At 45.9% G+C, this 23,439-nt stretch carries 31 protein-coding genes and 1 pseudogene; 14 read left to right on the top strand and 18 right to left on the bottom strand.

The window, feature by feature from the left end:
• The first annotated feature begins 138 nt into the window (after nucleotides 1–138).
• On the top strand, nucleotides 139–333 hold the full coding sequence (locus CXF70_RS05900) for a hypothetical protein (RefSeq protein ID WP_101801918.1): 195 nt from the start codon (nucleotides 139–141) through the stop codon (nucleotides 331–333).
• A 360-nt stretch (nucleotides 334–693) separates the two neighbouring features.
• Nucleotides 694–1,452 carry a class I SAM-dependent methyltransferase gene (locus tag CXF70_RS05895; RefSeq protein ID WP_101801917.1) on the top strand — a complete coding sequence of 253 codons (759 nt, stop codon included), beginning with the start codon at nucleotides 694–696 and terminating at the stop codon, nucleotides 1,450–1,452.
• A gap of 48 nt (nucleotides 1,453–1,500) precedes the next feature.
• Here CXF70_RS05895 and CXF70_RS05890 read toward each other — a convergent pair whose 3' ends face one another.
• Both CXF70_RS05890 and CXF70_RS05885 read right to left on the bottom strand, forming a co-directional pair.
• A complete protein-coding gene (locus CXF70_RS05890; RefSeq protein ID WP_084242922.1) occupies nucleotides 1,501–1,725 on the bottom strand; it encodes a helix-turn-helix domain-containing protein in 225 nt (74 codons plus the stop codon).
• Nucleotides 1,726–1,735: 10 nt separating this feature from the next.
• Nucleotides 1,736–2,215: a DUF2975 domain-containing protein gene (locus tag CXF70_RS05885; RefSeq protein ID WP_101801916.1), complete on the bottom strand. Its 480-nt coding sequence runs from the start codon at nucleotides 2,213–2,215 to the stop codon at nucleotides 1,736–1,738.
• A gap of 521 nt (nucleotides 2,216–2,736) precedes the next feature.
• Here CXF70_RS05885 and CXF70_RS05875 point away from each other — a divergent pair.
• Entirely contained in the window at nucleotides 2,737–3,075 is a 339-nt protein-coding gene (locus CXF70_RS05875; protein ID WP_101801914.1) for a YobA family protein, read from the top strand.
• Between the two features lie 148 nt (nucleotides 3,076–3,223).
• Here CXF70_RS05875 and CXF70_RS05870 read toward each other — a convergent pair whose 3' ends face one another.
• The 3 genes from CXF70_RS05870 to CXF70_RS05860 are packed head-to-tail and all read right to left on the bottom strand — an operon-like array spanning nucleotide 3,224 to nucleotide 4,071.
• On the bottom strand, nucleotides 3,224–3,406 hold the full coding sequence (locus CXF70_RS05870; RefSeq protein ID WP_101801913.1) for a hypothetical protein: 183 nt from the start codon (nucleotides 3,404–3,406) through the stop codon (nucleotides 3,224–3,226).
• Nucleotides 3,407–3,444: 38 nt separating this feature from the next.
• Nucleotides 3,445–3,702: a hypothetical protein gene (locus tag CXF70_RS05865; RefSeq protein ID WP_084242918.1), complete on the bottom strand. Its 258-nt coding sequence runs from the start codon at nucleotides 3,700–3,702 to the stop codon at nucleotides 3,445–3,447.
• Between the two features lie 12 nt (nucleotides 3,703–3,714).
• Nucleotides 3,715–4,071, bottom strand: a complete 357-nt coding sequence (locus CXF70_RS05860) for a DUF1801 domain-containing protein (protein WP_084242917.1) — start codon at nucleotides 4,069–4,071, stop codon at nucleotides 3,715–3,717.
• Between the two features lie 124 nt (nucleotides 4,072–4,195).
• Here CXF70_RS05860 and CXF70_RS05855 point away from each other — a divergent pair, with 124 nt between their 5' ends.
• A complete protein-coding gene (locus CXF70_RS05855) occupies nucleotides 4,196–4,597 on the top strand; it encodes a hypothetical protein (RefSeq protein WP_101801912.1) in 402 nt (133 codons plus the stop codon).
• Between the two features lie 66 nt (nucleotides 4,598–4,663).
• The gene (locus CXF70_RS05850) at nucleotides 4,664–5,092 is read left to right on the top strand and encodes a helix-turn-helix domain-containing protein (protein ID WP_101801911.1); all 429 of its coding nucleotides are present in this window, start codon (nucleotides 4,664–4,666) and stop codon (nucleotides 5,090–5,092) included.
• A 303-nt stretch (nucleotides 5,093–5,395) separates the two neighbouring features.
• On the opposite strand, the gene CXF70_RS05845 is transcribed toward CXF70_RS05850, so the two are convergent.
• Nucleotides 5,396–5,956 (bottom strand): maltose acetyltransferase domain-containing protein, encoded by a 561-nt coding sequence (locus CXF70_RS05845; RefSeq protein WP_101801910.1) that lies wholly within the window; start codon nucleotides 5,954–5,956, stop codon nucleotides 5,396–5,398.
• Nucleotides 5,957–6,498: 542 nt separating this feature from the next.
• Between CXF70_RS05845 and CXF70_RS05840 the strand changes: the two are divergent.
• A pseudogene (locus CXF70_RS05840) lies at nucleotides 6,499–6,942 on the top strand (DUF4385 domain-containing protein); the annotation flags it as partial.
• A 264-nt stretch (nucleotides 6,943–7,206) separates the two neighbouring features.
• On the opposite strand, the gene CXF70_RS05835 reads toward CXF70_RS05840, so the two are convergent.
• From CXF70_RS05835 to CXF70_RS05825, 3 genes are all read right to left on the bottom strand, one after another.
• On the bottom strand, nucleotides 7,207–7,650 hold the full coding sequence (locus tag CXF70_RS05835) for an HIT family protein (RefSeq protein ID WP_101801909.1): 444 nt from the start codon (nucleotides 7,648–7,650) through the stop codon (nucleotides 7,207–7,209).
• A 23-nt stretch (nucleotides 7,651–7,673) separates the two neighbouring features.
• Nucleotides 7,674–7,976: a TIGR04104 family putative zinc finger protein gene (locus CXF70_RS05830; RefSeq protein WP_101801908.1), complete on the bottom strand. Its 303-nt coding sequence runs from the start codon at nucleotides 7,974–7,976 to the stop codon at nucleotides 7,674–7,676.
• Nucleotides 7,977–8,080: 104 nt separating this feature from the next.
• The gene (locus CXF70_RS05825) at nucleotides 8,081–8,299 is read right to left on the bottom strand and encodes a hypothetical protein (protein ID WP_101801907.1); all 219 of its coding nucleotides are present in this window, start codon (nucleotides 8,297–8,299) and stop codon (nucleotides 8,081–8,083) included.
• A gap of 195 nt (nucleotides 8,300–8,494) precedes the next feature.
• On the opposite strand from CXF70_RS05825, the gene CXF70_RS05820 reads away from it, so the two are divergent.
• Nucleotides 8,495–9,322, top strand: a complete 828-nt coding sequence (locus CXF70_RS05820; RefSeq protein ID WP_084242911.1) for an undecaprenyl-diphosphate phosphatase — start codon at nucleotides 8,495–8,497, stop codon at nucleotides 9,320–9,322.
• A 123-nt stretch (nucleotides 9,323–9,445) separates the two neighbouring features.
• Complete coding sequence (locus CXF70_RS05815) at nucleotides 9,446–9,991, top strand: 2'-5' RNA ligase family protein (RefSeq protein ID WP_101801906.1); 546 nt, start codon at nucleotides 9,446–9,448, stop codon at nucleotides 9,989–9,991.
• Between the two features lie 48 nt (nucleotides 9,992–10,039).
• On the opposite strand, the gene CXF70_RS05810 is transcribed toward CXF70_RS05815, so the two are convergent.
• Both CXF70_RS05810 and CXF70_RS05805 read right to left on the bottom strand, forming a co-directional pair.
• Complete coding sequence (locus tag CXF70_RS05810; RefSeq protein ID WP_101801905.1) at nucleotides 10,040–10,774, bottom strand: hypothetical protein; 735 nt, start codon at nucleotides 10,772–10,774, stop codon at nucleotides 10,040–10,042.
• Between the two features lie 236 nt (nucleotides 10,775–11,010).
• The gene (locus CXF70_RS05805; RefSeq protein ID WP_101801904.1) at nucleotides 11,011–11,232 is read right to left on the bottom strand and encodes a hypothetical protein; all 222 of its coding nucleotides are present in this window, start codon (nucleotides 11,230–11,232) and stop codon (nucleotides 11,011–11,013) included.
• Nucleotides 11,233–11,417: 185 nt separating this feature from the next.
• On the opposite strand from CXF70_RS05805, the gene CXF70_RS05800 reads away from it, so the two are divergent.
• The 3 genes from CXF70_RS05800 (at nucleotide 11,418) to CXF70_RS05790 (ending at nucleotide 13,703) form a co-directional block, all read left to right on the top strand.
• Complete coding sequence (locus CXF70_RS05800) at nucleotides 11,418–12,332, top strand: TIGR01777 family oxidoreductase (protein ID WP_101801903.1); 915 nt, start codon at nucleotides 11,418–11,420, stop codon at nucleotides 12,330–12,332.
• A gap of 221 nt (nucleotides 12,333–12,553) precedes the next feature.
• The gene (locus CXF70_RS05795) at nucleotides 12,554–13,210 is read left to right on the top strand and encodes a DUF4085 family protein (protein WP_101801902.1); all 657 of its coding nucleotides are present in this window, start codon (nucleotides 12,554–12,556) and stop codon (nucleotides 13,208–13,210) included.
• Between the two features lie 187 nt (nucleotides 13,211–13,397).
• Nucleotides 13,398–13,703 (top strand): hypothetical protein, encoded by a 306-nt coding sequence (locus tag CXF70_RS05790; protein ID WP_101801901.1) that lies wholly within the window; start codon nucleotides 13,398–13,400, stop codon nucleotides 13,701–13,703.
• A 248-nt stretch (nucleotides 13,704–13,951) separates the two neighbouring features.
• Here the strand turns inward: CXF70_RS05790 and CXF70_RS05785 are convergent, their stop codons facing one another.
• The gene (locus CXF70_RS05785) at nucleotides 13,952–14,584 is read right to left on the bottom strand and encodes a CPBP family intramembrane glutamic endopeptidase (RefSeq protein ID WP_101801900.1); all 633 of its coding nucleotides are present in this window, start codon (nucleotides 14,582–14,584) and stop codon (nucleotides 13,952–13,954) included.
• Nucleotides 14,581–15,387, bottom strand: coding sequence for an alpha/beta fold hydrolase (locus CXF70_RS05780; RefSeq protein ID WP_101801899.1), 807 nt, complete (start codon nucleotides 15,385–15,387; stop codon nucleotides 14,581–14,583). The genes CXF70_RS05785 and CXF70_RS05780 overlap by 4 nt, the downstream gene beginning before the upstream one ends.
• 622 nt (nucleotides 15,388–16,009) lie before the next feature.
• On the opposite strand from CXF70_RS05780, the gene CXF70_RS18430 reads away from it, so the two are divergent.
• Together CXF70_RS18430 and CXF70_RS05775 are read left to right on the top strand one after the other, a co-directional pair.
• Nucleotides 16,010–16,270 (top strand): hypothetical protein, encoded by a 261-nt coding sequence (locus CXF70_RS18430; protein ID WP_233208558.1) that lies wholly within the window; start codon nucleotides 16,010–16,012, stop codon nucleotides 16,268–16,270.
• On the top strand, nucleotides 16,267–18,375 hold the full coding sequence (locus CXF70_RS05775) for a M14 family zinc carboxypeptidase (protein WP_233208557.1): 2,109 nt from the start codon (nucleotides 16,267–16,269) through the stop codon (nucleotides 18,373–18,375). Before CXF70_RS18430 ends, CXF70_RS05775 begins: the two co-directional genes overlap by 4 nt.
• A gap of 414 nt (nucleotides 18,376–18,789) precedes the next feature.
• On the opposite strand, the gene CXF70_RS05770 is transcribed toward CXF70_RS05775, so the two are convergent.
• The 4 genes from CXF70_RS05770 to CXF70_RS05755 all read right to left on the bottom strand — a co-directional run bounded on the left by CXF70_RS05770 (nucleotide 18,790) and on the right by CXF70_RS05755 (nucleotide 21,737).
• Nucleotides 18,790–19,161: a hypothetical protein gene (locus CXF70_RS05770; RefSeq protein WP_101801898.1), complete on the bottom strand. Its 372-nt coding sequence runs from the start codon at nucleotides 19,159–19,161 to the stop codon at nucleotides 18,790–18,792.
• A 14-nt stretch (nucleotides 19,162–19,175) separates the two neighbouring features.
• Nucleotides 19,176–19,409, bottom strand: coding sequence for a hypothetical protein (locus CXF70_RS05765; protein ID WP_101801897.1), 234 nt, complete (start codon nucleotides 19,407–19,409; stop codon nucleotides 19,176–19,178).
• A gap of 112 nt (nucleotides 19,410–19,521) precedes the next feature.
• Nucleotides 19,522–20,634, bottom strand: coding sequence for a hypothetical protein (locus CXF70_RS05760; protein WP_101801896.1), 1,113 nt, complete (start codon nucleotides 20,632–20,634; stop codon nucleotides 19,522–19,524).
• Nucleotides 20,635–20,687: 53 nt separating this feature from the next.
• Entirely contained in the window at nucleotides 20,688–21,737 is a 1,050-nt protein-coding gene (locus CXF70_RS05755; RefSeq protein WP_101801895.1) for a hypothetical protein, read from the bottom strand.
• 124 nt (nucleotides 21,738–21,861) lie between these two features.
• On the opposite strand from CXF70_RS05755, the gene CXF70_RS05750 reads away from it, so the two are divergent.
• On the top strand, nucleotides 21,862–22,416 hold the full coding sequence (locus tag CXF70_RS05750) for a hypothetical protein (protein ID WP_101801894.1): 555 nt from the start codon (nucleotides 21,862–21,864) through the stop codon (nucleotides 22,414–22,416).
• A gap of 197 nt (nucleotides 22,417–22,613) precedes the next feature.
• Here CXF70_RS05750 and CXF70_RS05745 read toward each other — a convergent pair whose 3' ends face one another.
• Entirely contained in the window at nucleotides 22,614–23,408 is a 795-nt protein-coding gene (locus CXF70_RS05745) for a DUF817 domain-containing protein (RefSeq protein ID WP_101801893.1), read from the bottom strand.
• Between the last annotated feature and the right edge of the window lie 31 nt (nucleotides 23,409–23,439).

The raw sequence follows: 23,439 nt of genomic DNA, 5'->3' as shown, positions 1-23,439 counted from the left end.
TAGGACTTACCAAAATGACCTTCGAGCCAAATAGGCTGGGAGGTTATTTTTTTATTTGCATAAAGGTTTTTTAAAACATTACGGCGAATTAAATCTGGGTATATGAGATAATTTGGAAAAGGGTTGAGGAGGCGCGATGTGCTAAAGAAGATTCTGATAGGTGCCGCACTTATGGTTCTGGGATTCATCATGAAAGATATAAGAAATGGTGAAGGAATGATTTTAGAAAATATTCTGATATACGGCGGCATAGCTTTAGGAGTTATCGCGTTCAAGGAGTGGGTGGCAGTGCCCTACGATTGGGATAAGCATAAAAATAAAGATAAGGATTAATGAGAAGAAAAATCTCAATTAGGTTGGGATTTTTTAATTTGTTGAAAATAGTATTGGTTGTAAAACCGATATTACGCAAAACAGCTTCGCTTTCCTTGGGGCTTGCACTGAGCTAACTCGGTCTCGTTTCACTTCACCCGAGTGGATCTCAGTACTTCGCTCGAAGCGGAGTTGGAAAGCCAACTCTGCTTCTGTTCCCTTGGGAGTCTTCGCTGTTTTGCTCCATATCTCAATTGGTTTTTAATCTAAAATATTACATTTACTTCGCGGAAACAACAGAGAACACCACAAGGTTTCCATTTTCAGAAAAAGGGGAATACTTTGGGAACAAATTTTTTTAGAAGCGAAGGAGGGCATCCGATGTTGGGATATTACAGCAAGCTATCAACGGAAGTCTATGGAGTCGATAAACCGATAGGGACATCGTTCGGCGATGTGGAATTCTATCTGGACCGGCTGGCCGGCATCACCGGGCGCATTCTTGAACCGGCAACCGGGACCGGGCGCATGCTCGTGCCTTTGCTTGAGAATAATCTGAGCGTGGACGGATTCGACAGTTCACCGGAAATGCTGGAGATGTGCAAAAAGAATTGTGAGGAGCGGGGGTTGGCCCCGAATCTGTTTGAAGCGGATATGCTCACTTTTTCACTTGGCACGGAATATGAAGCCATCGTCGTGCCGGCCGGAACTTTCCTGCTGCTGCATGAAAGGGAAGCGTCGATCAAAGCGCTGAAGAATTTCCATCAGCATTTGAAACCGGGCGGCAAGCTGATCTTGGATCTGTATTTGCCGACGGACAATGAAGTCGGGAATTCGACGCTGCGTTCGTGGGAACTGGAAGACGGCGAAGTGATCACGCTTGAAACGACGACAAAAGAAATCGATCACATCAATCAATTCAGCGTGTCGCATAACCGCTATGAGCGCTGGAAATCCGGCAAGCTGCTGGATACGGAGCTCGAACGTTTTGCGATGCGCTGGTACGGTGTTGAGGAATTCCGTACGATTCTTGAGAATCACGGCTACCGCGATATTGTGATTTCCGCCGATTACCAATACGGACAATATCCGGAGAGTCCGAAGCAGAGTATCACGTTTGAAGCGGTTGCGGAGAAATAATGGAAGCAAAAAGAGCCTGGAGATTTCTCCAGGCTCTTATCTTTGGGGTTATTTCGCTGTCGTTTCTTCGTCATTCCGGTATTCCAGAATGTCGCCGGGCTGGCAATCGAGGGCTTTGCAGATGGCCTCGAGAGTTGAAAAGCGGATCGCTTTCGCTTTGCCGTTTTTCAGGATGGACAGGTTCGCCATCGTGATGCCGACTTTTTCCGTCAGTTCCGTCACGCTCATTTTCCGTTTTGCCAACATAACATCAATATTGATAATAATCGCCATTATCGTCACCTCAGACCGTTAAATCGTTTTCAGATTTTATTTCAATCGCATTTTCAAAAAGCTTTTGGAGCACTGCCGCAAAAACGGCGATGACAAAGGCACCGAATGTAATGACCATGCCAAGTCCGCCAAGGCCAGGCGCATCATCGACCTGTGCCATATACAAGATGAGCGGCAGGCACAGAATGTAAATCCCCGTTATGGTCAGCGCGCAGTACTTGATGTTTTTCAGCGCCTTGACCGACAGTTCCGAGAACGCGATGTTCTTGTCGATATAGCTCAGCAGCTTAAGCGACTGGTACAGCGCAATAAAATAGGCGATTGCCGTTATATAGAGGGCAATCATGAAGATCCATCGCAGGAATGCCCATTCCGGCAAGAGTTCAGCCACAAATGAGCTGAGCGGCGGCACGACAAATATGCAGATTGCCAATACCGGCAGCGCCATCAAAACGATGACGATTTTCAAAAAGATGGTTTCCCGTTTCATATTCAGCACCTCGTTCACAATTTCTTATATTGAAGATACCATATATTTTATCGAATATCAATAAATAATTATTGAGTAATGATTGAATTAAAGGGATTGAAAGTTAGAGGAATAGATTTAGGTTTTCTCGGAATTTGATATAAAGATCCATATAATAGCGACCAATAGTATTACTAACAACAACCAGGCAATCAATACGAAGGGAATTCCTGAGTATCCCTTGCCAAGTACATATATCTGCAATACACAGTAAAATAGGCCATATATAATCACTATGACCGGTATGAATCTCCGATAATTTTTATTTTTCATAACTAAAGAAAGCCCTATTGTTAAACCGATGATCGTTAAAACAAATAAAGGAAGGGACCAGGAAAGCTCAAGTATACGCAAGTTCAATCTAATTCCTCCAGACTAAAGAAAGTGGCATTTCTTTAAGCAAAAAAATAAGATGAATATTAATGGTAAAATGAATACAGAGTTTGCATGATAAAGGAATATTTGAAAAGGGGGAGGATATTATGAAAAAGGTGTTGCTCCTGATTGGCGTGGTACTTATTTTCTTTATTTTTTTCTACTTTGATAATCCTCCTGAATTCGAGCCTTATGTAGAAGGTTATGTAGTAGAAGCAGACATTAACAGACTTTTAGTTGTCAGCGGTATATCTGAAGAACAAGCGGAAAATATGAATCAGATAGAAGTTGTGAACCTTTCGAACGTGGAGGCGATTTGGGTCAGCAAGTATAACTTTTTCCGATTCAGAGAAGGACAAAAAGTAAGAGTTTGGATAAGCGGAAGTGTGGCAGAATCCTTTCCGGAACAAGCAAAAGCAGATTATGTAGAGGTAATCCGTGATTGATTTCTTGATTATTAATTAGTGAAAGTATTAATGAAATTGATTAATTAGCTATTGAAAATAGGACAGAAAATGAAGCTCAGTTCAGTGAACTGAGCTTTATAATTTGTTGGGAAAGAAGGGAAGGAAACCGATATTCCTTCCTATTCTATTATTGCCCCGCATCCTTCATGCGGTGGCTGGCATTAATGTAAAACAAGGTGGCGATGATGAAAAGAATAACTGTCAGCATCGTCACAATCCCTGAATAATCGCCGTCAAAGAAACTGAAATTCGCTAAGTTGACGAACATGATGAGAATCAGGCTTATGTATAATCCTTTGAGCTGGTTCACGGGTTCACCTCTTTTGTAAAAGTGTTGGATTTTTTACTTCAAACCATACTCCAAAAGAATGGCAGCGCCAAAATGACGATTATAAGTATTACGGCCAATTGCCCATCCATTTTCTTTTGAAAGAATTCAAAGCGGTCTTCGAGTTTCTGTATGACAAACATCAGCCCGAAGAAAAGAACCATGTAAATCAGAAAGGCGGCGATGCGGTTCGAAGCGAACATCGGATCAATCACAAAGAAAAAAATCGCGACTGATATCATGATCAGACCTGAACTAATGACTGTACCAACCTTCATAATAACTCCACCTTACTTCCTGTTAAGATCAACCGCATCCCAAATCAGGAACTTCAGTTTTTCTTCATCAATTTCGTCTGCTTTACGGATTCGGACGTGGCGCATTTTCTTGCCGTCACCTTCGAGCAATCCGTTGCGGTCTTCCAGTTCGGTGCCGCGGTAGAAGCCGAAATTCACGTGGCTCTTCGCAGTCTGCATATAGCACACGAGCCCTTCTTTCGAATAGCTCGGTTTTGACCATTTGATCCCTTCCTCGATTTCCGGATAAGCTTCAAACACCACGCCTCTCAAGCGTTTGACGATTGCCTGTACCGGTTCGCCCAGCCCATCGATCCATTCGTCCACTTGCGGATCCAATCTGCTTTGCATTCTTGCCGCCCCCTTATTCGTCTATGGTTATACTCATTATAACGTTAATGATGTGCCAATTGGGGATAGTTTACAGAATCGTTTATTCGAATAAAACTGGAAACTACTGGAAGGGGGACTTCACGTGCAGCAATACCAAGGGTTTCTAATTACGATTGCATTGATTTTATTGATTGTGTTCACCAGCCGTTATTTCAAATGGTGGATGAAGGGGATAATTACAATCTATTACATCGCTTTTGCTTATATTTTCATCACCGGCAGAAATGAAATCGATAAAATATACGAAGGCATACTGCCGGTACCGGAAGCTTATTGGGACGAAAATTCCGAATGGGTCTACAATATGAGTCATTTTCTGTATGTGCCGCTTTTTGTGATTCTTGTCTATATCTATATCAGGTGGATTATGCGGGTGGATACAGCCTGGGCTAAGGTGCTGATTGTGCTGACCATCATTCCAGTGACGCTGCTTTTCCTGTTCTCTCACTTTTTTTTCAACTTCGGTTATGGCTATCGACCGTAAATAGTTTTATTTAAAAATTAAATTATGCTATATTTTATTTATAAATAAAAATTAAGGTGTGAGGAAATGGAGTTTAATGCTAAAAATTTCGGGCAGATTCTGCGGTTTCTGAGAGAGCATGACGGCTTATCGATGCTGTCGCTGGGGAAAAAGCTGGGGACGTCGGCCAGCCGCATCAAAAGTTGGGAAAACGGCGACTCCGTGCCGTCGGCGAAATGGATTGTGATGTTGAGCAGTGTGCTTGATGTGCCGGTGGATGTGCTGCTCATTACGCCGAAGGAAGAAGTCGTGCATTACAGCGACGCGGAATGGGACGATATCATGAATGGCATCGCGGCGGAAGACGAAGTTGCGCCGGAGGACTGGCTGCCGGTGGAATTGACGAAGGCGGATTATCTGGAGAGGCTGCTGTCGATTTCATCAGAGTTGAGCAAGCAGGATGTGTTGGAGTTATATACGTTAGCGAAGGTGAAGGCGGAAAAGGCTGAACGTTGATATAATCACCTGAACGTAGATATAATTTTTTGAACGTTGATATATTTTCCTGAGCGTTGATATAATTTCCTGAACGGAGATATCCGTCGAAAACTATATATTTCTTATTCGATTCTCCCTCTCACAAAGGTCAAAAGCATAAGAAAGGACGCTTTTCGCCAGCGAAAAGCCCTGATTAGAGCAGACCCTAAAACCAAAAACAAAAAAAGATGCATTTCGCTTGCGAAATGCATCCAATCAAGTGGTTTTTAAAAAAGTTCCGCCAAAAAACGCCGCGGCTGCAAATCAGCCGTGGCGTTCTGTTTATACTTCGATTTCCTTGATAACACGGGCAGGATTGCCACCGACAACTGTATTGGCCGGCACATCTTTCACGACAACTGCGCCTGATGCAATAACGGCATTGTCACCGACGGTCACACCGGGATTGATAACGGCGCGTCCGCCAATCCATACATTATTGCCGATGATCACGGGTTTGCCGAACTCCTTGCCGGCATTTCGTTCATCGGGATGGAGCGGGTGGGTAGCTGTATAAATGTGGACACCAGGTCCAAGCTGGCAATTGTCACCGAAACGAATTTCACAGACGTCCAGCAGGCATGTATCGAAATTAGCATAGAAATTTTCGCCAATGTGGATATTATAGCCGTAATCACAGCGGATATTAGGCTCCACATAAAACTTATCGCCCGTTGATCCGATCAATTCCTTCAACAGCAGCTTCCGGTCCGTGCCGTCCATCTCGGAAGACTTATTGAACAGCCGGCTCAGCCGCCGCGCATTCAACCGCTCATTCTGAAGCGTATTGTCCGTTGGATCATACATCTCCCCGCCCAACATTTTCTCCTTTTCGCTTTTCACCCTGCATCGCCCCTTTGTCTGAAACTTGCTACGGCTATTATAGCAGTTTCCTTTGCGCTCCCTCCAATAAATGCGGAATTGCTGTTAATTAAAAGAAGGATTATGTTCATTTAACAGACAACGTATGTGAGCTGCCGTATAGCAAGATGTTAGTGTCGTATAGATGATGGATGTTGTCGTATAAGCGTTTTTTGTTGTCGCATAAGCTTTTTAACATCACAACACTCTCTTAACTACTACTCACTCAGTAAAAAAGCTGAATGGTCGCAGTCCGCCGCGCGGACTGCTGGGGCGGGGCCAGAGCCCCGCCCGTCTTTCGGCCAATAAGGGGGCTGCTCTTTGGCTGAAGGTTCGATGGCATATAGAGAAGCTTTATTGCCGTATAGAAGCCTTTTGTTGTCGTATGGATAGAAGGCAGTATCGTATAAACAGATTTTATTAACGTATGGAAATTTTCATCTCACAATTGAAATAAACCACTCTCAAGCCGGAGGCATTTTCCACCAAAAAACGGGGTATGAGTTCCATAAGGAGTGATAGGGATGGCATTCGATTATGATTTGGATTATGAGAAATTGGATCTGCGGAAGAATCCGGAGCTGTACCGGGTCGGCAAAGGGGAGCAGGGCGTGTTGCTGGTGGAGCCTTACAAGAGTGAGATTTTGCCGCATTGGCGATTCAAGACGCCGGAAATTGCACAGGAGTCGTGTGACAAGATTTCGGATATGTTTGAGGAATACCGCAAGCAGGATGATTTTGTCGGCATGGACATGGCGCGGAAATTCATCCAGATGGGCTATACGCGGGCGCGGCGTTACACGAATTACAAAGGCGGCCGCAAATACAATGAAGACCGCACCATCAAAGAGCGGCAGATTGACCCGGTGAAAGCCGAGTCGGCGGCGATTTTCAAGAAGCGCTGGGATGAAATCCGGGAAGACGAGGATTACAACCGGCGCAAACGGGAGCACCAGCATAAATACGGTGAGTTAAAATCTAAAAATAAAAAGGCGGATCAATCAATGGGCGAGAATGACTTTCCAAAAGGAGTCGGCAAGCCGGCGACAAGAGCGCTGATCGGAGCGGGTTACACGAAGGTCGAACAATTGAAAGACGTTACTGAAAAAGAAATCCGGGAGCTGCACGGCGTCGGTCCGAAAGCGATTAAAGTATTGAAGCAGGAACTCGCTTCAAAAGGACTGGAATTTAAAAAGTGAAAACAAAAACGCCATTCCAATAGGAACGGCGTTTTAAACTGCGGCCATTTCACTGACAAGCTGTGCCAGACGCTCACGCGTCTCCGGCAACCTGTCTTTGATAGCTTCATTATCCCAGACATCATCCGTATAAAAGCTGGAGAAGTCCTGATTTTCCTGGCGTGGCACGATGTGCATATGGAAATGCGTCAGATCGTCAAAGGTGCCGCCGTTCTGGCAGATTGAAATGCCATCCGGTGCATACGCCATTTTGATGGCACGCGAGAGCAATTGCGCCGCCTTCATCACCGATACAGCCGTTTCTGTATCAAATTCATCGATGAATCTGTAATGCTGTTTCGGCAAAATCAGCACATGGCCTTCATTGAACGGGTCGTGGTCAAGGATGCACGTAATCCATTCGTTTTCATAAACCACATGCGTTTCCAATTCGTTATTGGCCAGCTTGCAGCCCAGGCAGTCCTCTATCTTTTTCATATCCTGTGCTCCTCCCGGGTTTATTACCACATCGGTTCGTTTTCGTTTGTCAATTCAGCCATTTGCGGATACGTCAGCATGAAGACGGCGAACAGAAACAGCGCTACCGCCAGTACTGAGACGATTTCCAAGTCAAACAGCCAGGCGGACCCGATTAAAAGTGGTGCCGGAAAAAAGTTCGCAATCCCCAATCGTTTCCGTGATTTCTTGGTCAGGTATTGCGTTTTGCCGCATTCCGGGCATTCCATTCCTTCGCCGAGCGTAAACGATTTACGCAAAGTCGTTCCCCATGACCATTCATTGTTGCAATTCTCGCAGTGTGGCATCTGAAGTCCTCCATTCGAATCCAATAATTTCTTTTCATGCTAAAGCATGCAGCCAATAAATTCCACAACATTTCCCGGGAAATAAAAACTGTTGAAGAATTGAATCACTTTTTAGTGTCCGATTCCTTCTTCTTTTTGCGGTAGCTGAAACGCCAGCTATAATAGATGGCCAAACCGATCATCATTATTAAAAAGGGCAAATATCTGGATGTGGGTTCATTTGTGAACAAAGCGATGGAACCAAGGATAAAAACAGGGACCATAATCATAAACCACATCTTCACTTCTTTATTCTTGAAACTCATGTCAACTCGTTCCGCCAACTTCCTCACCCCTTGCAAAAAATTTCCTGATGGTTTCATTAATATCATGCTATAGTATTTATACGATTGGAACTCTTGGAAGTTTCATGGAATTCCTCTTGTGAAATATAAATTGAAAATAGGAGCGGAGCACGCAACCTCCCTCGAAAAGAAGCGTTTAATAGGAAGAGATAACAATAGAAAGCAGGATGAAACATGGAATGGTTGGATTTACTGAAAGCCCTTATTTTGGGCTTTGTGGAAGGCATGACAGAATTTGCGCCGGTATCGTCAACGGGACACTTGATCATCGTCGATGATATGTGGCTGAAATCGCAGGAATTCCTCGGGAAATACCCGGCAAATACATTTAAGATCGTCATACAATTAGGCTCGATTCTGGCAGTGGTCGTCGTGTTCTGGAAGCGGCTGTTCAGCCTGGTCGGCTTGTATAAAATCGAAGGGCAGACTGCCAATACCAGCTTCAACTTATTGCACGTCATCGTCGGCATGCTGCCGGCAGTCGTGCTCGGCTTTGCTTTCAAAGACCTGATCGATGACCATTTATTCGGCGTCGAAACCGTCATTTACGCCTTGATCGCCGGCTCGATCCTGATGATCGCCGCCGACAAGTTCGGTCCGAAGACGCCAACTGTCAACAGTCTCGATGAAATCACTTATATACAGGCATTCAAAGTCGGAATGGTGCAATGTTTGTCGCTTTGGCCAGGCTTTTCGCGCTCGGGCGCAACGATTTCCGGCGGCGTACTGTTCGGCCTCAACCACCGCACCGCCGCGGATTTCACTTTCATCATGGCCGTGCCGATCATGTTCGGCGCAAGCCTTGTGTCGGTCCTGAAAAACTGGGACACATTGTCGATGGATTACCTGTCGTTTTACATCGTCGGCTTCGTCAGCGCATTCCTCTTCGCTTTGATTTCCATCCGTTTCTTCCTGAAACTGATTTCGAAAGTCAAATTGATGCCGTTCGCCATTTACCGACTGGTACTCGCGGCAATCCTGATCGTCATCGTTTTCTTCTAAAATAAAACCAGCGGATCGAGTGTGGTAGATTGCTCTTGATCCGCTATTTTTATGGAAAAAATTCAGTGTCAAAAGAGAGCCTTATGGTAAAATGACAAAAATGGAAAAAAGGGGTAAGTCGAGATGGAGTATTTTATTGGCATTGTACCGCCTGAAAATGAATTGAAGAAACTGAAGGAATTCAGGAAGCAATGGCCGGCGAACCGAATCGATGATTTGGTCGAGCCGCATATCACGCTGAAAGCGCAAGGCGGCCTCAGCGCTGACGAAGGCTGGCTCGAGAACGTGAAAGCGGCGGCCGCTGACTTTCCGGCTTTCAGGGTCCAACTCGCGGAACCGCGCTTTTTCGGCGAAGACGTTTTGTATCTGAGCATGGATTCGCCGGAAGTCAGCGAACTGCACAGCGTTTTGGTCGAAGCGGTCGGCTCCAACCCGGAACAGATTGCCCAATATTTTGAACTGGACCAGTTCGTGGGGCATCTGACCTTAGCCAAGACGTCGCACGGCGTGTCGCGGGAAGAACTGAAGAAAATGGCGGCAGCAGCAAGTCACGAACTAGCGCCATATCCGCATTTTCAAGTGGATACGATCTGGATCTACCGGAAGCAGGATGAACAGCGGAGTTACGAAAAGTATTTGGAAGTGCCGCTGAAAAAGATGTCCAACTAAAAAAGAGATGCTGTAGTGAGTATATTACTCAAAACAGCATCTCTTTTTTCACTTTTTCATCCCCCTCAAAAAATCAAACATCTCCTCTACATCATCCGACTTGAACAGCATGCCTTTCCCATCGAAAACGAGGACTACGGGGAACTCTTCAATCTCCAGTTCTTCTTTGAAATCTACCACGAAATCCTTGTCGTATTCGTGCCATGAAGCATTAACCTGTTTCCCGGTTTCTTCGAGTATCTCATTCGCCTTCTCGAATAGGGGTTCGGCATCCTTCATCTCTTTAGGCAATCTTTCCCCGTACTCATACATGATTACAATTCTTATTCCATCGTTGGACGCCAGCAGCTGTTCGTATTTTTCATCGTATGTCATATCCAATAAAATAATCTCTTCCGCATAGCCTTCAAAACTGTCTCCTCTTGGCGGGTTGATCTGCACTTTTTGCCCGAATTTGATGTCATCAAGAGAAGCTTCAGTGCCGTCTTCATTTCTTACGATAGTTTCGTCGTCATAATGGGCATCGTAGCCGATTCCTTCATGGGTGATTTCAGGCCCGTCATGCCGCTTTTCCCATTCTCCAATCCCGACTCCCAGAATCTTGCGTTCCTTATCCGGCGGACCGGATGTGCCGATCATTTTATCGTCTTCGTAGTGAGTGGCTGCAGATTGGTCAATTTCGTCATCATAAACTGTTTCTTCGACTGTGTCCTCGGTGCCGCACGCAGTAAGGGTTAATGCAATAAACAGCAGATTTACTGCAAGCAATGATTTGAATTTCATCTCTTTACTCCTCTCGAATGGACGCTTTTTAAGAAAGGGCTATGACGTTCTTATGTCATTTAAGTGTCATGTGATACTGCCTTCTTATGATTAGCCACTAAATGATTCGTCTATATACCCAGTAGACTGCAACCAGCTGAAAACGTTTCACCTTAAAGTAAACGCCCTTCAAATCCATCGTTGATTTGAGGGGCGCTTTTTTAACAGGTTTATCTGCATATCGGTTTTATCATGCTTTATTCGTCCGCTTCATTATAGAAATTACATTCAAACACTTTCACTTCAAAGCCGGACTTCACGACTTTTGGGAAGCCGCCCTGGTCATAGCATTGATCCGAAGACGATTTGACCTGCTGGTAACTGAAATAGGATTGTGTTAGGAAGACGGCGCTTGAAATCAGCAGGACTCCCGCGAATAAAAGGAATAATTTTTGCCACGCGTTCAATTTGTTTTTCATGAGGGACACTCCTGTCAGACATTAGATGGTTTTATTAACATAACTAAAGGCTAACATAATTTGGCAGGAGTGACAGCCGAATTCCAAAAAAATTAATGAAATCTGATAAATCCGTAAAAAAGTGAATCTTTTCCAGTAGTTCAAACGTCTAAAGGATATAGGAAAAAAGCAGAGGGGTTTTTTGTATGCTGAAAAAGATTGTACTGGCAGGCGGCACCGGTTTTATCGGACAATATTTGGAACGCACATATACAAATCAGGGCTATATCGTACATATCATTTCGAGGCAGCCGGGGCAGATCTCATGGAACGACGAGGCGGCGATGGTGGATGCACTGGAAAATGCGGGTATGGTCATTAATTTAGCTGGGAAATCGGTAAACTGCCGTTATAACGAAAAAAACAAGCGGGAAATCTATGAATCCCGGACGCGGACGACGGAAGCGCTGGGCAAGGCGATCGGGAAATGCCAGAACCCGCCGGAGCTATGGATCAATTCCAGCACGGCAACGATTTACCGCCACGCGGAAGACCGGCCGATGACGGAAGCGACGGGGGAGCTCGGCACAGGATTTTCAGTGGATGTCGGAAAAGCGTGGGAAGACGTCTTCTTCCGTTTCAATCTGCCTAAAACCCGTCAAATCGCATTGCGCCTTGCCATTGTGCTCGGAGCGGACGGCGGCGTGATGGAACCTTACATCAATATGGTGCGCTTCGGCCTCGGCGGCAAGCAAGGCGAAGGCAAGCAGATGTTCAGCTGGATTCATATCGAAGATGTCTACCGGATCATCGAATTCCTGAAACAGCGAAAAGATTTGAGCGGCATCTTCAATGCTTCTTCTCCGAATCCGGTGACCAATAAAGAATTGATGGAGCAGATGCGAAAAGTGATGGGACGCCGCAGAGGGTTGCCTGCACCGGGATGGATGCTCGAAATGGGCGCCGTATTCCTCGGCACCGAAACGGAACTGATTTTGAAAAGCCGCTGGGTGGTGCCGGAGCGGCTTGAAAGAGCGGGGTTCCGTTTCAGCTATGACCGCCTGGACCGCGCCTTATGGCAAATTCTCCAGGAACAAAAGCAAGAACAAGAACAGTATTAGACGCTGTTCCGCTTTATTGCGGAGCAGTTTTTTGATTTATACAGAAGAGAATTCGCATGTGACAAAGGAAATCCAGGAAGTTTGGGGAATATAGTAACAACGGATTAATACATGGATTCCGGTGTCCAGATTCCACCGGTTCAGTCATTTTCGAGATAAAAATTCATTTCTCAAACAAGACCGAGTATAATCTTTTAAAAGAAGAGATAAGGGGGAAGACGATGAAATACTTTACTAAAGAATGGTATGACGAAATGCAAGTGTCCGGTTTTCTGACCTTCCCTGAAACCGAAGAAGAATGGGAAGAAGGCCAGGCCGCCTACCGGGAACAAGGCATCGACCCGCAAGAAGTGCACCGCCGTGACCTTGAAGATAAGAAAGAGGATCTTCTGAAGTTTTTGCCTGATTCCTTTCATCCATATATTTATGACGGTACGCTCAATTCAACGTATCCGACTCCGGAACTCCGCGAAATGGCGGACAGATGGGAAGCGGATTACGAAACCCGCTTTGACGCGCTGCTGGATGATTACAGCCGGCATTATGAATCCATCAAGGAATTTTTGCCGCCGGGTGCGATTCAGCTGACGGAAAAAAGCCTGCATGACTGCATTGTGAAAAACGTGGATCATCCAGCTGACGGCGAACTCGTCCTCGTGATCGATTGCAGCAGTGGCTTCCATTACTTCAAGGATGTCAAAGTGAAATTCACCGGGGTCAGCGAAGCCCTAATTCCTGAAGACATTACCGGTGCCTGGTGGTTATATAATGAGATTTATTTGAACGGTGATCAAGTTGAGTTACATGTGCTGTTCGATACCCCGATGACGGAAGTGACGATCGTGTTCAAGGACATTGAAATTGAGGAATTGGAATAAAACCAGTTTTTCTTTTTGAGTTTATCTGTTAATAAATTCCTTATAATAAGCCGTTAGAACCTATAAAGTATACAAAATACATGAAAATCATCTTTTTTGAATGAAATTTGCAAAAATTACACCTTTTATTTCAACTGGGAGTTTAGCCTTAGATGAGGCGGGTAGTTTGAGATAGAGGGGTGACGGAATGCGAGCAGATGAACGATTGATCAAAGCTTTATTGCAGCGGGATAAAAAAGCGTTCGAAGAATTATACGACCGCTACCATTTATTGCTGTGGAAAATTGTCGCTGAAGCCGAAGCCGATCATCGCATTTGCGAGCAGCTTGTCACACAGGTATTTAAACAAGTATGGCAAAAACCGCATGAATTCATGGGCGATAAAAGGCTGGCATTACTGTTGATCGAATGCTGCCGCGCCAAGATGAAGGAGCGGCCCAGGCCGCGGGCAATTTGCCTGAATTCAATAGAACCACAAGTATGCTGCGGATAACGGATCCGCAGCTTTTTTGTTGTTATATAAGTTCCAATAATAAAACTCGGTAGTCGATATTCCGCAAAACAGCTCGCTTTCCTGGCTGCTTGTGCTGAGCTAACTCGTGCTCGTTACACTTCACCCGAGTGGATCTCATCACTTCGCTTGGTCGCCTGGGAGTCTTCGCAGTTTTGCTCCATATCTAAAAGTGGATTTCAGCGAAGGAACGGCATATTTACCGTAAATCTTTAGTTGAAATAATATAGTTAACGAACAATAAACCAATAAACACAGACGATCCCCAGATCGCCGAGGCCGTGACCGATGATGGTGGCGGTGATCGAACCGGTGCGTTCACGGATATAGCCCCAGAACAATCCGGCTATCAGCACGGGGATGACGGCGACGAGCGTGTAGGCGACTTCGAAAAGCTGCATGACCGTCAGCACATGATAGAGCGTATAAAAGGCTGCAGTCACGATAATGGCAGTGGCGGCGCTGCCTTTTTTGTGGATCTTTTCAAACATATAACCCCGCCAATAGACTTCTTCCAGCACCGGATTGAGCAGCAGCAGCACCAGCACAAGCAAAATCTCAGCCGGTCCGATGAAGCCCCAATCGACGAGCAGTTCCCGCAAGGTTTCCACATCCAGCAGGTATTCATGCAACCAGATCATCCCGCCGAAAATGAAGATGAAGAAAATCCCTCCGCTGGTAATTCCCAAAAGTAGGCCTTGCTTCGATAAGCGCATGCGCTCTTTCGGAAAAGCTTTGCCGAGAAGAGGCGCTCCGAGCAGCCAGCCATAAAAAAGCATAAACGTAGCCGCGACATTTTCTATTACATAGAGGCCGATGTACATCATGATCGTCGGACCGATCAGCAATAACATCATTTTCATCGCAATCTCTCCGAATCATCTGCGTAGTAGTCCGCTGCAATCGGCCTTAAGAAGCCATCGACCACAGCGTTAAATTTCCTGAATGAACGAGGCGGCACCTGATGGTCTCCGCCTTCAATGAACACGACTTGCGTCTGCGGCGCTGCTCGCTGAAATGGGATGCGGTAATGATGCATCGGTTTTTCGAGAGATCCGTAAACGAGCAGGATCGGCATCTTCAGCCGGTGCAGCGAATGGGTCGACACATAATCCAAGCCGGTCCGGCAGAATTCATACGAACGCTGCGGATCCGACTTCCGCGCAAGACTGTAAATCTTTTTATCATCACCGGGATAGTATTTATTGAGCTTTGCCTGCAGCTTTGCAGCGACCGGTACCATCCGGAATTTCGAAAGGTACATCACCGATTTGATGAAGAATTTCGGTGAGAAATTATTCAGCTCCGAATAACCGCCGGACAGGATGACGGCAATCGTCCGTTCAGGATAATTGAGCGCAAATTCCTGCGCCACGAGGCCGCCGTGCGAATAGCCGCAGACGACGACTTGGTCGATGCCGATCCGGTCGAGCAGTTTTCTGAGGTGCTCCGCCAGCAGATGGATCGTCAGCGGCACATCGCCTTTCGTGCTATTGCCGTGGCCGGCCATATCGAAAAAGATGGTCCGGTATTCCTCGGCCAGCGGCTCCTGATGCATAAATACATTATGCGCCATCACGAACGGATGGATGAAGACAATTGGCAGTCCTTCACCTTTTGTCTGGTAATAAAGCGTCAGCGAGTCATCGATTTTAGCATAGGGCATATACGGGAATCACTCCTAAATGATAGATGATTGTCTAAGTGGAATACCCTTCAAAAGGGAGGGGTAAAACGTGTTGGGTTGGGCTTGTGTGAGGATATGGAGGCTATACGACAGTAAACCGCCGCTATAAGATAACAAAAGTAATCTATACGACACTAAACGTCATCCATACGACATCTAACCGTCACCCAAAGAGCCAAACCCCTTATTGGCCGAAAACGGGCGGGGCCGCAGCCCCGCCCCAGCAGTCCGCGCGACGGACTGCGACCAATCGGATCTTCAAACGAGAGAGTGGATGTGAATTGGGGCACGTGAGGATATTGCGTTTATACGACAGCAAACCGCCGTTATACGACAACAAAAGCAATCTATACGACACTAAAAATCGCTTATACGACATCACCCCCCCCACAAATTCATCCCGCGTCTCGCAACCCAAGATATGAGAATGGATGCAGATACATAAATTATTTGATGTAAAAACAAGAACTATTGTTTAATTTAACCTATTCGGACCATGCAATAATAATTCATTCGGTCGATATATTAATGCATAAATTATGTATATTATTAAAATTAGTTAATATTTATACATTTTTATTCAAATAGGGGAGAGTGGAATATGAAGAAGTCAGTCAGTGTTTTATTGGCAGCGAGCCTTTTGGCGTCTGCGCCGTGGTCATCGGTTGTGGCGTACTCGCCGAAAGTTACATACGTGAACGCGCTGGAAGAGCAGGATGGCAGCAAATTCAACAGCGAGAATTATGATTTCACGAAGTTTTCGGCAATCGGGCCGAAGCTTGAGGAAATCGCGAAATCATCGAACCGCGTGAAAGTGGAAGTGACAGGAACCTCGTCTGAGGACATCCATTATACGTCGTGACGATTGCGGATCCGGAGTCACAAGGCAAGTTCGGCAAAATCCAGGCGTTGCGCAAGCAGATGTTCAAAAATCCGGCGAAAGCACAGGATTGGGTAGCGGAAAATCCAGATTTTAAAGTGCCGATCATGATCAACGGCTCGATTCATGGCACGGAATTTGTCGGCAGTGACGCGACATTGCAGCTGATCGAGCGTTTTGCGACGCAAAACGATGACACGACAAAAGATATTTTGGCGAATAACGTCCTCATTTTCAACGTCGTGGCCAACCCGGATGGCCGTGTCGACGCGACGCGCTTTAACGGCGAAGGCATCGATTTGAACCGCGATTTCGTCACGCAGTCGCAGCCGGAAACGCAGCAGACCGTTGATTTGATTACCGAATGGAATCCGATGGTGTTCCTTGACACCCACGGCTACGTGAAGAATTATGCGCCGAACAAGCAGGGCCTGATCGAGCCATGTACGCCGCCGCATAATCCGAACTATGAATATGATCTGTACAATAAATGGGCTTATGGCCAAGCTGAAGCGATGGAAGCGGAAATCATGGACAATAAAGCCGAATACGAAGGCGCGCTTTATCAGGACATGACGGGTACTTACGTGCCGCAGCGCGATGACGCGGCCGGCTGGGACGATTACCCGCCAATCTTCACACCGATGTATGCCATGTACCACGGTGCATACGGTCACACCCTTGAAGCGCCGACCAACGATGAAGACGGCGTGAAATGGATGTACGATGCAGTGATGGGCGCGTTAAAATACGCGACAGACAATAAACAGGAAATGATTTCTGACCAGATGGAAGTGTTCGAACGCGGCATCAATTTCGACCACCCGACGCACGCGGAAGGTTTCTTCCCGAAAGCGTACGTCCTGCCGGTCGATGAACAAGATCCGACTGTCACTGAAAAAGCGGTCAACCATTTGATCAAAAACGACATCGACGTGGTGCGCGCATCCAAAGCCTTCACAGTTGAAGGTGTCACTTACGAAAAAGGTTCGTATATCGTCCACATGGATCAGGCGAAAGCCGGTCTTGCCAACACATTCCTGTGGGACGGGGAGGACATCACGGACGACACGCCTTCCATGTACGATATTTCCGCATGGAGCCTGCCTGAACTTTGGGGCTTCGAGGCAAATCCTGTGACAACCGCTGTTGATGTGGCGGCGGCCAAAGTCAAAGAAGTGAAGAACCAGGGCTCCGTTACCGGCAAAGGGCCGTTCATCATCCCGAATTCTTCCGTCCAAGCGGTCGAGCTCGTCAACAACCTGCTCGCTTCAGGCGTTGAAGTGAAGCGCAGTGAGGAAGGTGATTTCTACACAGCAGCTCCAGCGAATAAAATCGCATCTGCCGTAAAAGAATCCGGCCTGCAAATCGAAACAGCAAAAGTTCCAGCTGACGCGGAAGCCATCTCTTCCGTCAAAGTGGCCTTGCTTGAAGACGGCGGGATGAATAAACAACAGACCCACGCCGGCATGAACTTGGCACTTGAACGTCTCGGATTTGAAGTCACGGAATTATCGCCAGTCGAAGTGGTGGAGGCGGGTCTTAGCGGATTCGATGCTTTCATTTACAATGGCACTGAAAGCCTGATCGCTACGCGCCTCAGTGCAGCGAACCAGGAATTCGGATTCGAAAATCCAGCCCAATACGACGCCTTTAAAGCGAATGTCGAAAGCTTTATCGCTGACGGCGGCAAATACATCGCAGCAGGCGCCGGTGCATCACGCGCGTCCAAAACACTCGGCTTGACCGATGCGACAGTCAATGTCGGCGGCTATAACAGCAACGGCATCGTCTCCGTCGATTATGACGGCAGCGGCCTGACTGCCGGCTACACGCAGGATGACATCGGCTTTGTTTACCGTCCGGTTTGGTACAGCGGAGTCGAGGAGGATGAAGTGCAAGCGTCTTACGACGAAAGCGACTTCTTCATCGCCGGCCACTGGAAAGGCAACGAAGCCGCAACCGGCCAGCCTGTATTAATCCAGGAAAATGATAAGGACGTAACGCTGATCGGTCTCGAGCCAACATTCCGCGACCACACCGATTACCTGTTCCGTCTGGTGTCGAATGCATTGTTCACTAAATGAAGATGAGAGGGAGGAGCCATGGGGCTTCTCTCTTTTTTGTGGTGTTAGCTTGTTTGGCTTATACGACACCAAAATGACGTTATACGACAACAACAGCAATCTATACGACATTAAAAATCCCATATACGACATCTAACCGTCACCCAAAGAACCAAACCCCTGATTGGCCGAAAACGGGCGGGGACGAAGCCCCGCCCCAGCAGTCCGCGCGGCGGACTGCGACCAATCGGATCTCCAGCCGAGTGAGTGGATGTGGATTGGGGCACGTGAGGATATTGAGTCTATACGACAACAAACCGACGCTATACGACACTAAAAGAGAGCTATACGGTAACAAACGGCATCCATACGACATCACCCCTCCATAAAAAAGAAGCCACGGATTAACCGCAGCTCCTTTGAAACAAATCCTATTCAAATTTTCACTTTCAACAAACGCTGATTTTCTTCTTCCTTCGGCATAATCATAAACTTGGAAACTAGGAACGCCGCCAAAAACAGGAAACAGGCAAACCCCGTGTTATTGCTGTTGATGAGCGCATGCTGCACAGTATCCGGACGAATATGAGACAGCGTGCCGACCGTCACATTCAGCAAGTACGAACCGAAGAATCCGGCGAAGGCGATGACCATCAAATAATGCCCACCCAGTTTTCTTTTATCGAAACGCGTTTCCCACCGTGTCGTCCGCTTGATTTCCAATGTATCCCGAATCTGCCACACCAGCGCATATCCGAATCCGGCTATCGTCAGCGCCACAAAAATATAGCCTATGAAATTCTCCATATTCCAGCCTCCTTTTATTTAGCATCTTCAAACAAAAATCTATAGATTCCCCAAATAATAAATCCTATACCGCACAATATGAATAAAGAGAAGATCCCCCATATCAAAGCGGGCGGCGGGATGCTGCTGCCATCCCCAATCGGTCCGATTCGCGGGTCCGTTAACTCGTGGATTGCCAAGAAGGATAAGAGAATCATGGCAATTCCGCCGTATAGCAGCACATGCTTTTTCCGCCGTTCCCTTGTCATTGGCACCCCTCCTTTTCCTCTTAATAAAAGATTCTGATTATTAATACGTTCTAACTGTACGACAAGTTTCAAAAATGAAAACCATGATTTCAATGAGGATGCACCATTTTTATTATTCATTCAATAAAAACGCAATCAGCTCATCAACATCCTCATATTTCATCCGATCTTCATATCCGATCTCTAACTTTTCTAGTGATGGAACTTTTCCATCAATATAAACAAACTCGATTTTGATTTCAGGTTCCAGATGCATCTCGATAAATGTGAAAATTGACGTCAAATCTTCTTTTAAATGAGGATTGCCCGCGTTGAGCTTATCTTCTTGATAAGTAACCGATAGCACTGCAGAAGTACATTCTGCAGACTCGTTAACTTCAGTGCAGTATAACCAGGAGTCAAAAGGATCATCGTATGTGTGATCATAATGGTTTCCGAAATTGAAACGATCATTATTAAGATTTTTCACTTCTGTGGCATACTGGCTTTCAATTTCATGATTTATAATTTCTTTATGCGTTTCCTTCATCAATATTAAGAATTCTTCTTTATTGTAGAGTTTGGCTAATGGATCCCAGTATAAAGATATACCTTCATCAAGCTTGCTCCCAGCCACGGCATAACTGCCTATTTCAGCTTCACTCATTCTGATCAGTCTATATAACTCATAGTAACGATCCAAATTTTCTTCCGCAAAGTTTTCAAAACTAACGTCTGTTTTGCTTTCAAGAAATAAGTAAACGGAGTCATGATTGTAACTGATGCGAATATTGGTATTCGCAACTCCAGTGAAACCCAACTCTCCGATAGCAGGCAGAACAGGTTTTAGCTTTTGAAATTCTTTGTCTGCTTCTAAAGCAAAATGATAGTCATCTTCAATTACCGTAAAATTAGAAGGGTCAGTTACCACTCGGAAACTGATGTCTTTATTATTTGTCGGTGATACGATCACTTCATCCGGTGCGCCAACTACAGCCCAGTCATCTTCGACAACATCCACTTCAAAGCCATATTTTTCTTCCGCATAATCTTTTGCCAATTGCTCGATTTCAGTCAACTCAGGTTCCGGTTCGACTTCCTCAGCTTTGGTTTCATTTACTGTGGTTTCAGTCTCAGTTTTATTCGATAATGGAGTTTCCTTCGAATAGAAAAAACTAAAGGCAAGTGCGATTGTTGCGATAAAAAATCCGGCTATACATAAGAGGACTATCATTTTTTTGTTCACAGTTTTTATCCCTCGATTCCTCAATTCAAGGTTAATGATCCATAGAGCGATTATTATTTATTCAATAAAAACGCAATCAGCTCATTAACATTTTCATATTTCATCCGATCTTCATACCCGATTTCCAGGCTGTCACCCGAAAGATCATCCGCTTCGAGCGAAAGGAGTTCAACACGGATTTCTGGTTCCACGTGGGTGGAAATGAAATCAAAGATTGTTTCCAGGTCTTCCGCAAAATAAAGGTTGCTCGAAGTGAAGCCACCTTCCTGGTACGTAATTGTTATATGAGCAGATGTGCATTCGGCAGTTTCGCTCACTTCTATACAGTGTAACCAAGGGTCTTCGTCATCCCCGTGCTCTTTGGCAAATTGATTGCCGAAATAGAAACGCTCGTTTTCAATAGCCGCTGCTTCATCTTGCAGCTGTCGCACCAATTCATGGGAAACTATTAGCGGGTGGTATGTCTTTAATATGGTCAAAAACTCTTCTTTATTTTTAGCTGCAGCGAGTGGTTCCATGAAAAGATCCAGGGAATAGGGGGAGGATTCATCGGCGATAACAATATTATCAAGGTCGGCCTGACTCTCCACGATCAACTGGTAGAGGGCGTAGTAACGGTCCAGTCCATCTGGCGCAAACATTTTAAAATTTATACCTTCATGATCCATCAAGATTAAGGAAATGGATTCATAATTATAATTCAACCGAATGTCGGGATGCTCTTCACCTGTGAAACCCATTTCCTCAATAACCGGAATAACGGTTTTTAATTTCTGAAATTCTTTATCCGCTTCCAGTGCATATGAATAATCATCTTCGATTACTGAATGGTCGGAAGAATCAACAATGACATTAAAGCGTATATCTTCATCGGTTTCAGGAGATACGATGAATTCAGGCGAGGCGCCCATTCCATACGTCCGTGTCTCGATAATATCTATTTCAAAGCCATATTTTTCTTCTATATAATTCTTGACGACATAATCAGGCGGAGCATTTTCCATTAACGGAGAGAATTGAAAATAGAGATAGCCGATACTGACTGCAATCAAGGCAACGAACAGGCCAACCACACTTAGAATAATTTTCATCGTTTTGCTCACTATTATCCCCCTCCAGCTCTACTCTAATTAAACCACAATTCTGTATATTGTCATGGATTTTTTTGGTAATATTAATGAAAAGAAAAAAGCTTGTGAAAACTGGAGTCAGAAGGGGGGAGCGGTTATGGGGAAACGATTTTTGATGGTTCTGGCTGGACTTGCTGCTGTAATTGTCGTCGGCTGGCTTGCCATGTGGTTCATCGCAATATATGAGCCGACACCCGATCAGCGAGAAGTTGAAGAAATGGTGCGTGAACGGGATCTGGTGGAATTCGGGGAAGTCGAAGGGGCGTTTCTGCTGACTCCAAGAAATTATGGTTACTTCGACAGCGAGAATATCTACGTGGTTGAGCAGTATCTCGATAAAGGCGGCGATTATGCCAACCAATATGCCGTTATTGAAAAAGGTACGGCATTAACGGAAGCTGATGGGCCTGCTATCGCGGAGCTTACTGCTAAAGAGACATTTCAAAATGATTATGTGGATGATTTCCAAGTGCTTTCAAAACACCGTGTGACTGTCTTTAGAAATGAAGAAAAGACCGAGGAGCATTGGTTTTTCAAAGTGACCTACAAATATGACGGCGAGTACTTTTTGACATTTGTGCTTCCGGAACCCGCCATCGAAAACAGGTTCAACTTTTTTGCGGAGGGTTATGAGCAATTTTTGCAGTTTTAATTAAGGGAAGAAAGCAGATGTGACCATCCAGATCTTTTACTGGATGACTGGATTTATACGGCAAAAAAGTTTATACGTCACTATAACGCCGCTATACGACACCATAAGCAAGCTATACGACACCAAATTAAACCTATACGACATCGCCACCCCAAACCTCCAAAAGAAGCAGCTGCGGCAATCGCAGCTGCTTTCTTTCATTCCAGTTTCAATTCGCTTTCACCAACAAGCTCCCTCTCCCCAAGGCCACTCTTCACCCGCTTCAGCTGCGCGACAATGATGATGCTGATGATGACCAATAGCGCCCAGGAACTGATCTTGCCGATGTGGACGATGGTCCAGGCGGCTTGCTGGTCGGGGTATTGCCAGGCGCCGAAAAAGGTGGTGATGTTTTCGGCGATCCAGATGAAGAAGCCGATTAGCACGAATGCCAGCAGGAGGGGCATTTTGAAGACGCGGTCGAGCAGGCGGAACGACACGAACGTCTTGAAGAACACGACAACCAGCAGCGCTTTCAGCACCCAGCGCACATCATACGAGAAATGATGCGTGAAAAAGTTCAGATAGATCAGCGCGCTGATGCCGCCGGCGTAAACGGCTTTCGGCCAGTGGATCATCTGCAGATCGAGTCGCCGCCACGACTGGATGATGTAACTCGCGACGCTTGCATACATAAAGCCGCTGTAGAGCGGCACGCCGAACACTTTGCTGTAGGCGTCTTCTGGATACGCCCAGGAACCCATATGCACTTTGAAGATTTCGAGTGCCAGCCCGATCAAGTGAAAGACGCAGATCGTCTTCAGTTCGTCTTTCGTCTCGAGGCCCGACGCCAGCATGAACACCTGCCCGAGAAGGCAGGCGATTAGCAGGAAATCATAGCGGGGCAAATAGGGAATCTCGACAAATTTCGAAACGGCCAGCGCAGCGAAGATGATGAGCGGGAAGATGCAGGCAAGCGCTTGCTGCCACGTAAAATGGATGAGGTATTTCACGGTTCGGCACCTCCGGTTTTATTCGAATAAA

The sequence above is a fragment of the Planomicrobium sp. MB-3u-38 genome (genome assembly GCF_002836425.1).
Classification (GTDB): Bacteria; Bacillota; Bacilli; order Bacillales_A; family Planococcaceae; genus Planococcus; species Planococcus okeanokoites.
Note: the sequence above shows the minus strand (reverse complement) of the source record. Positions and strands in the feature narration are given on the sequence as shown.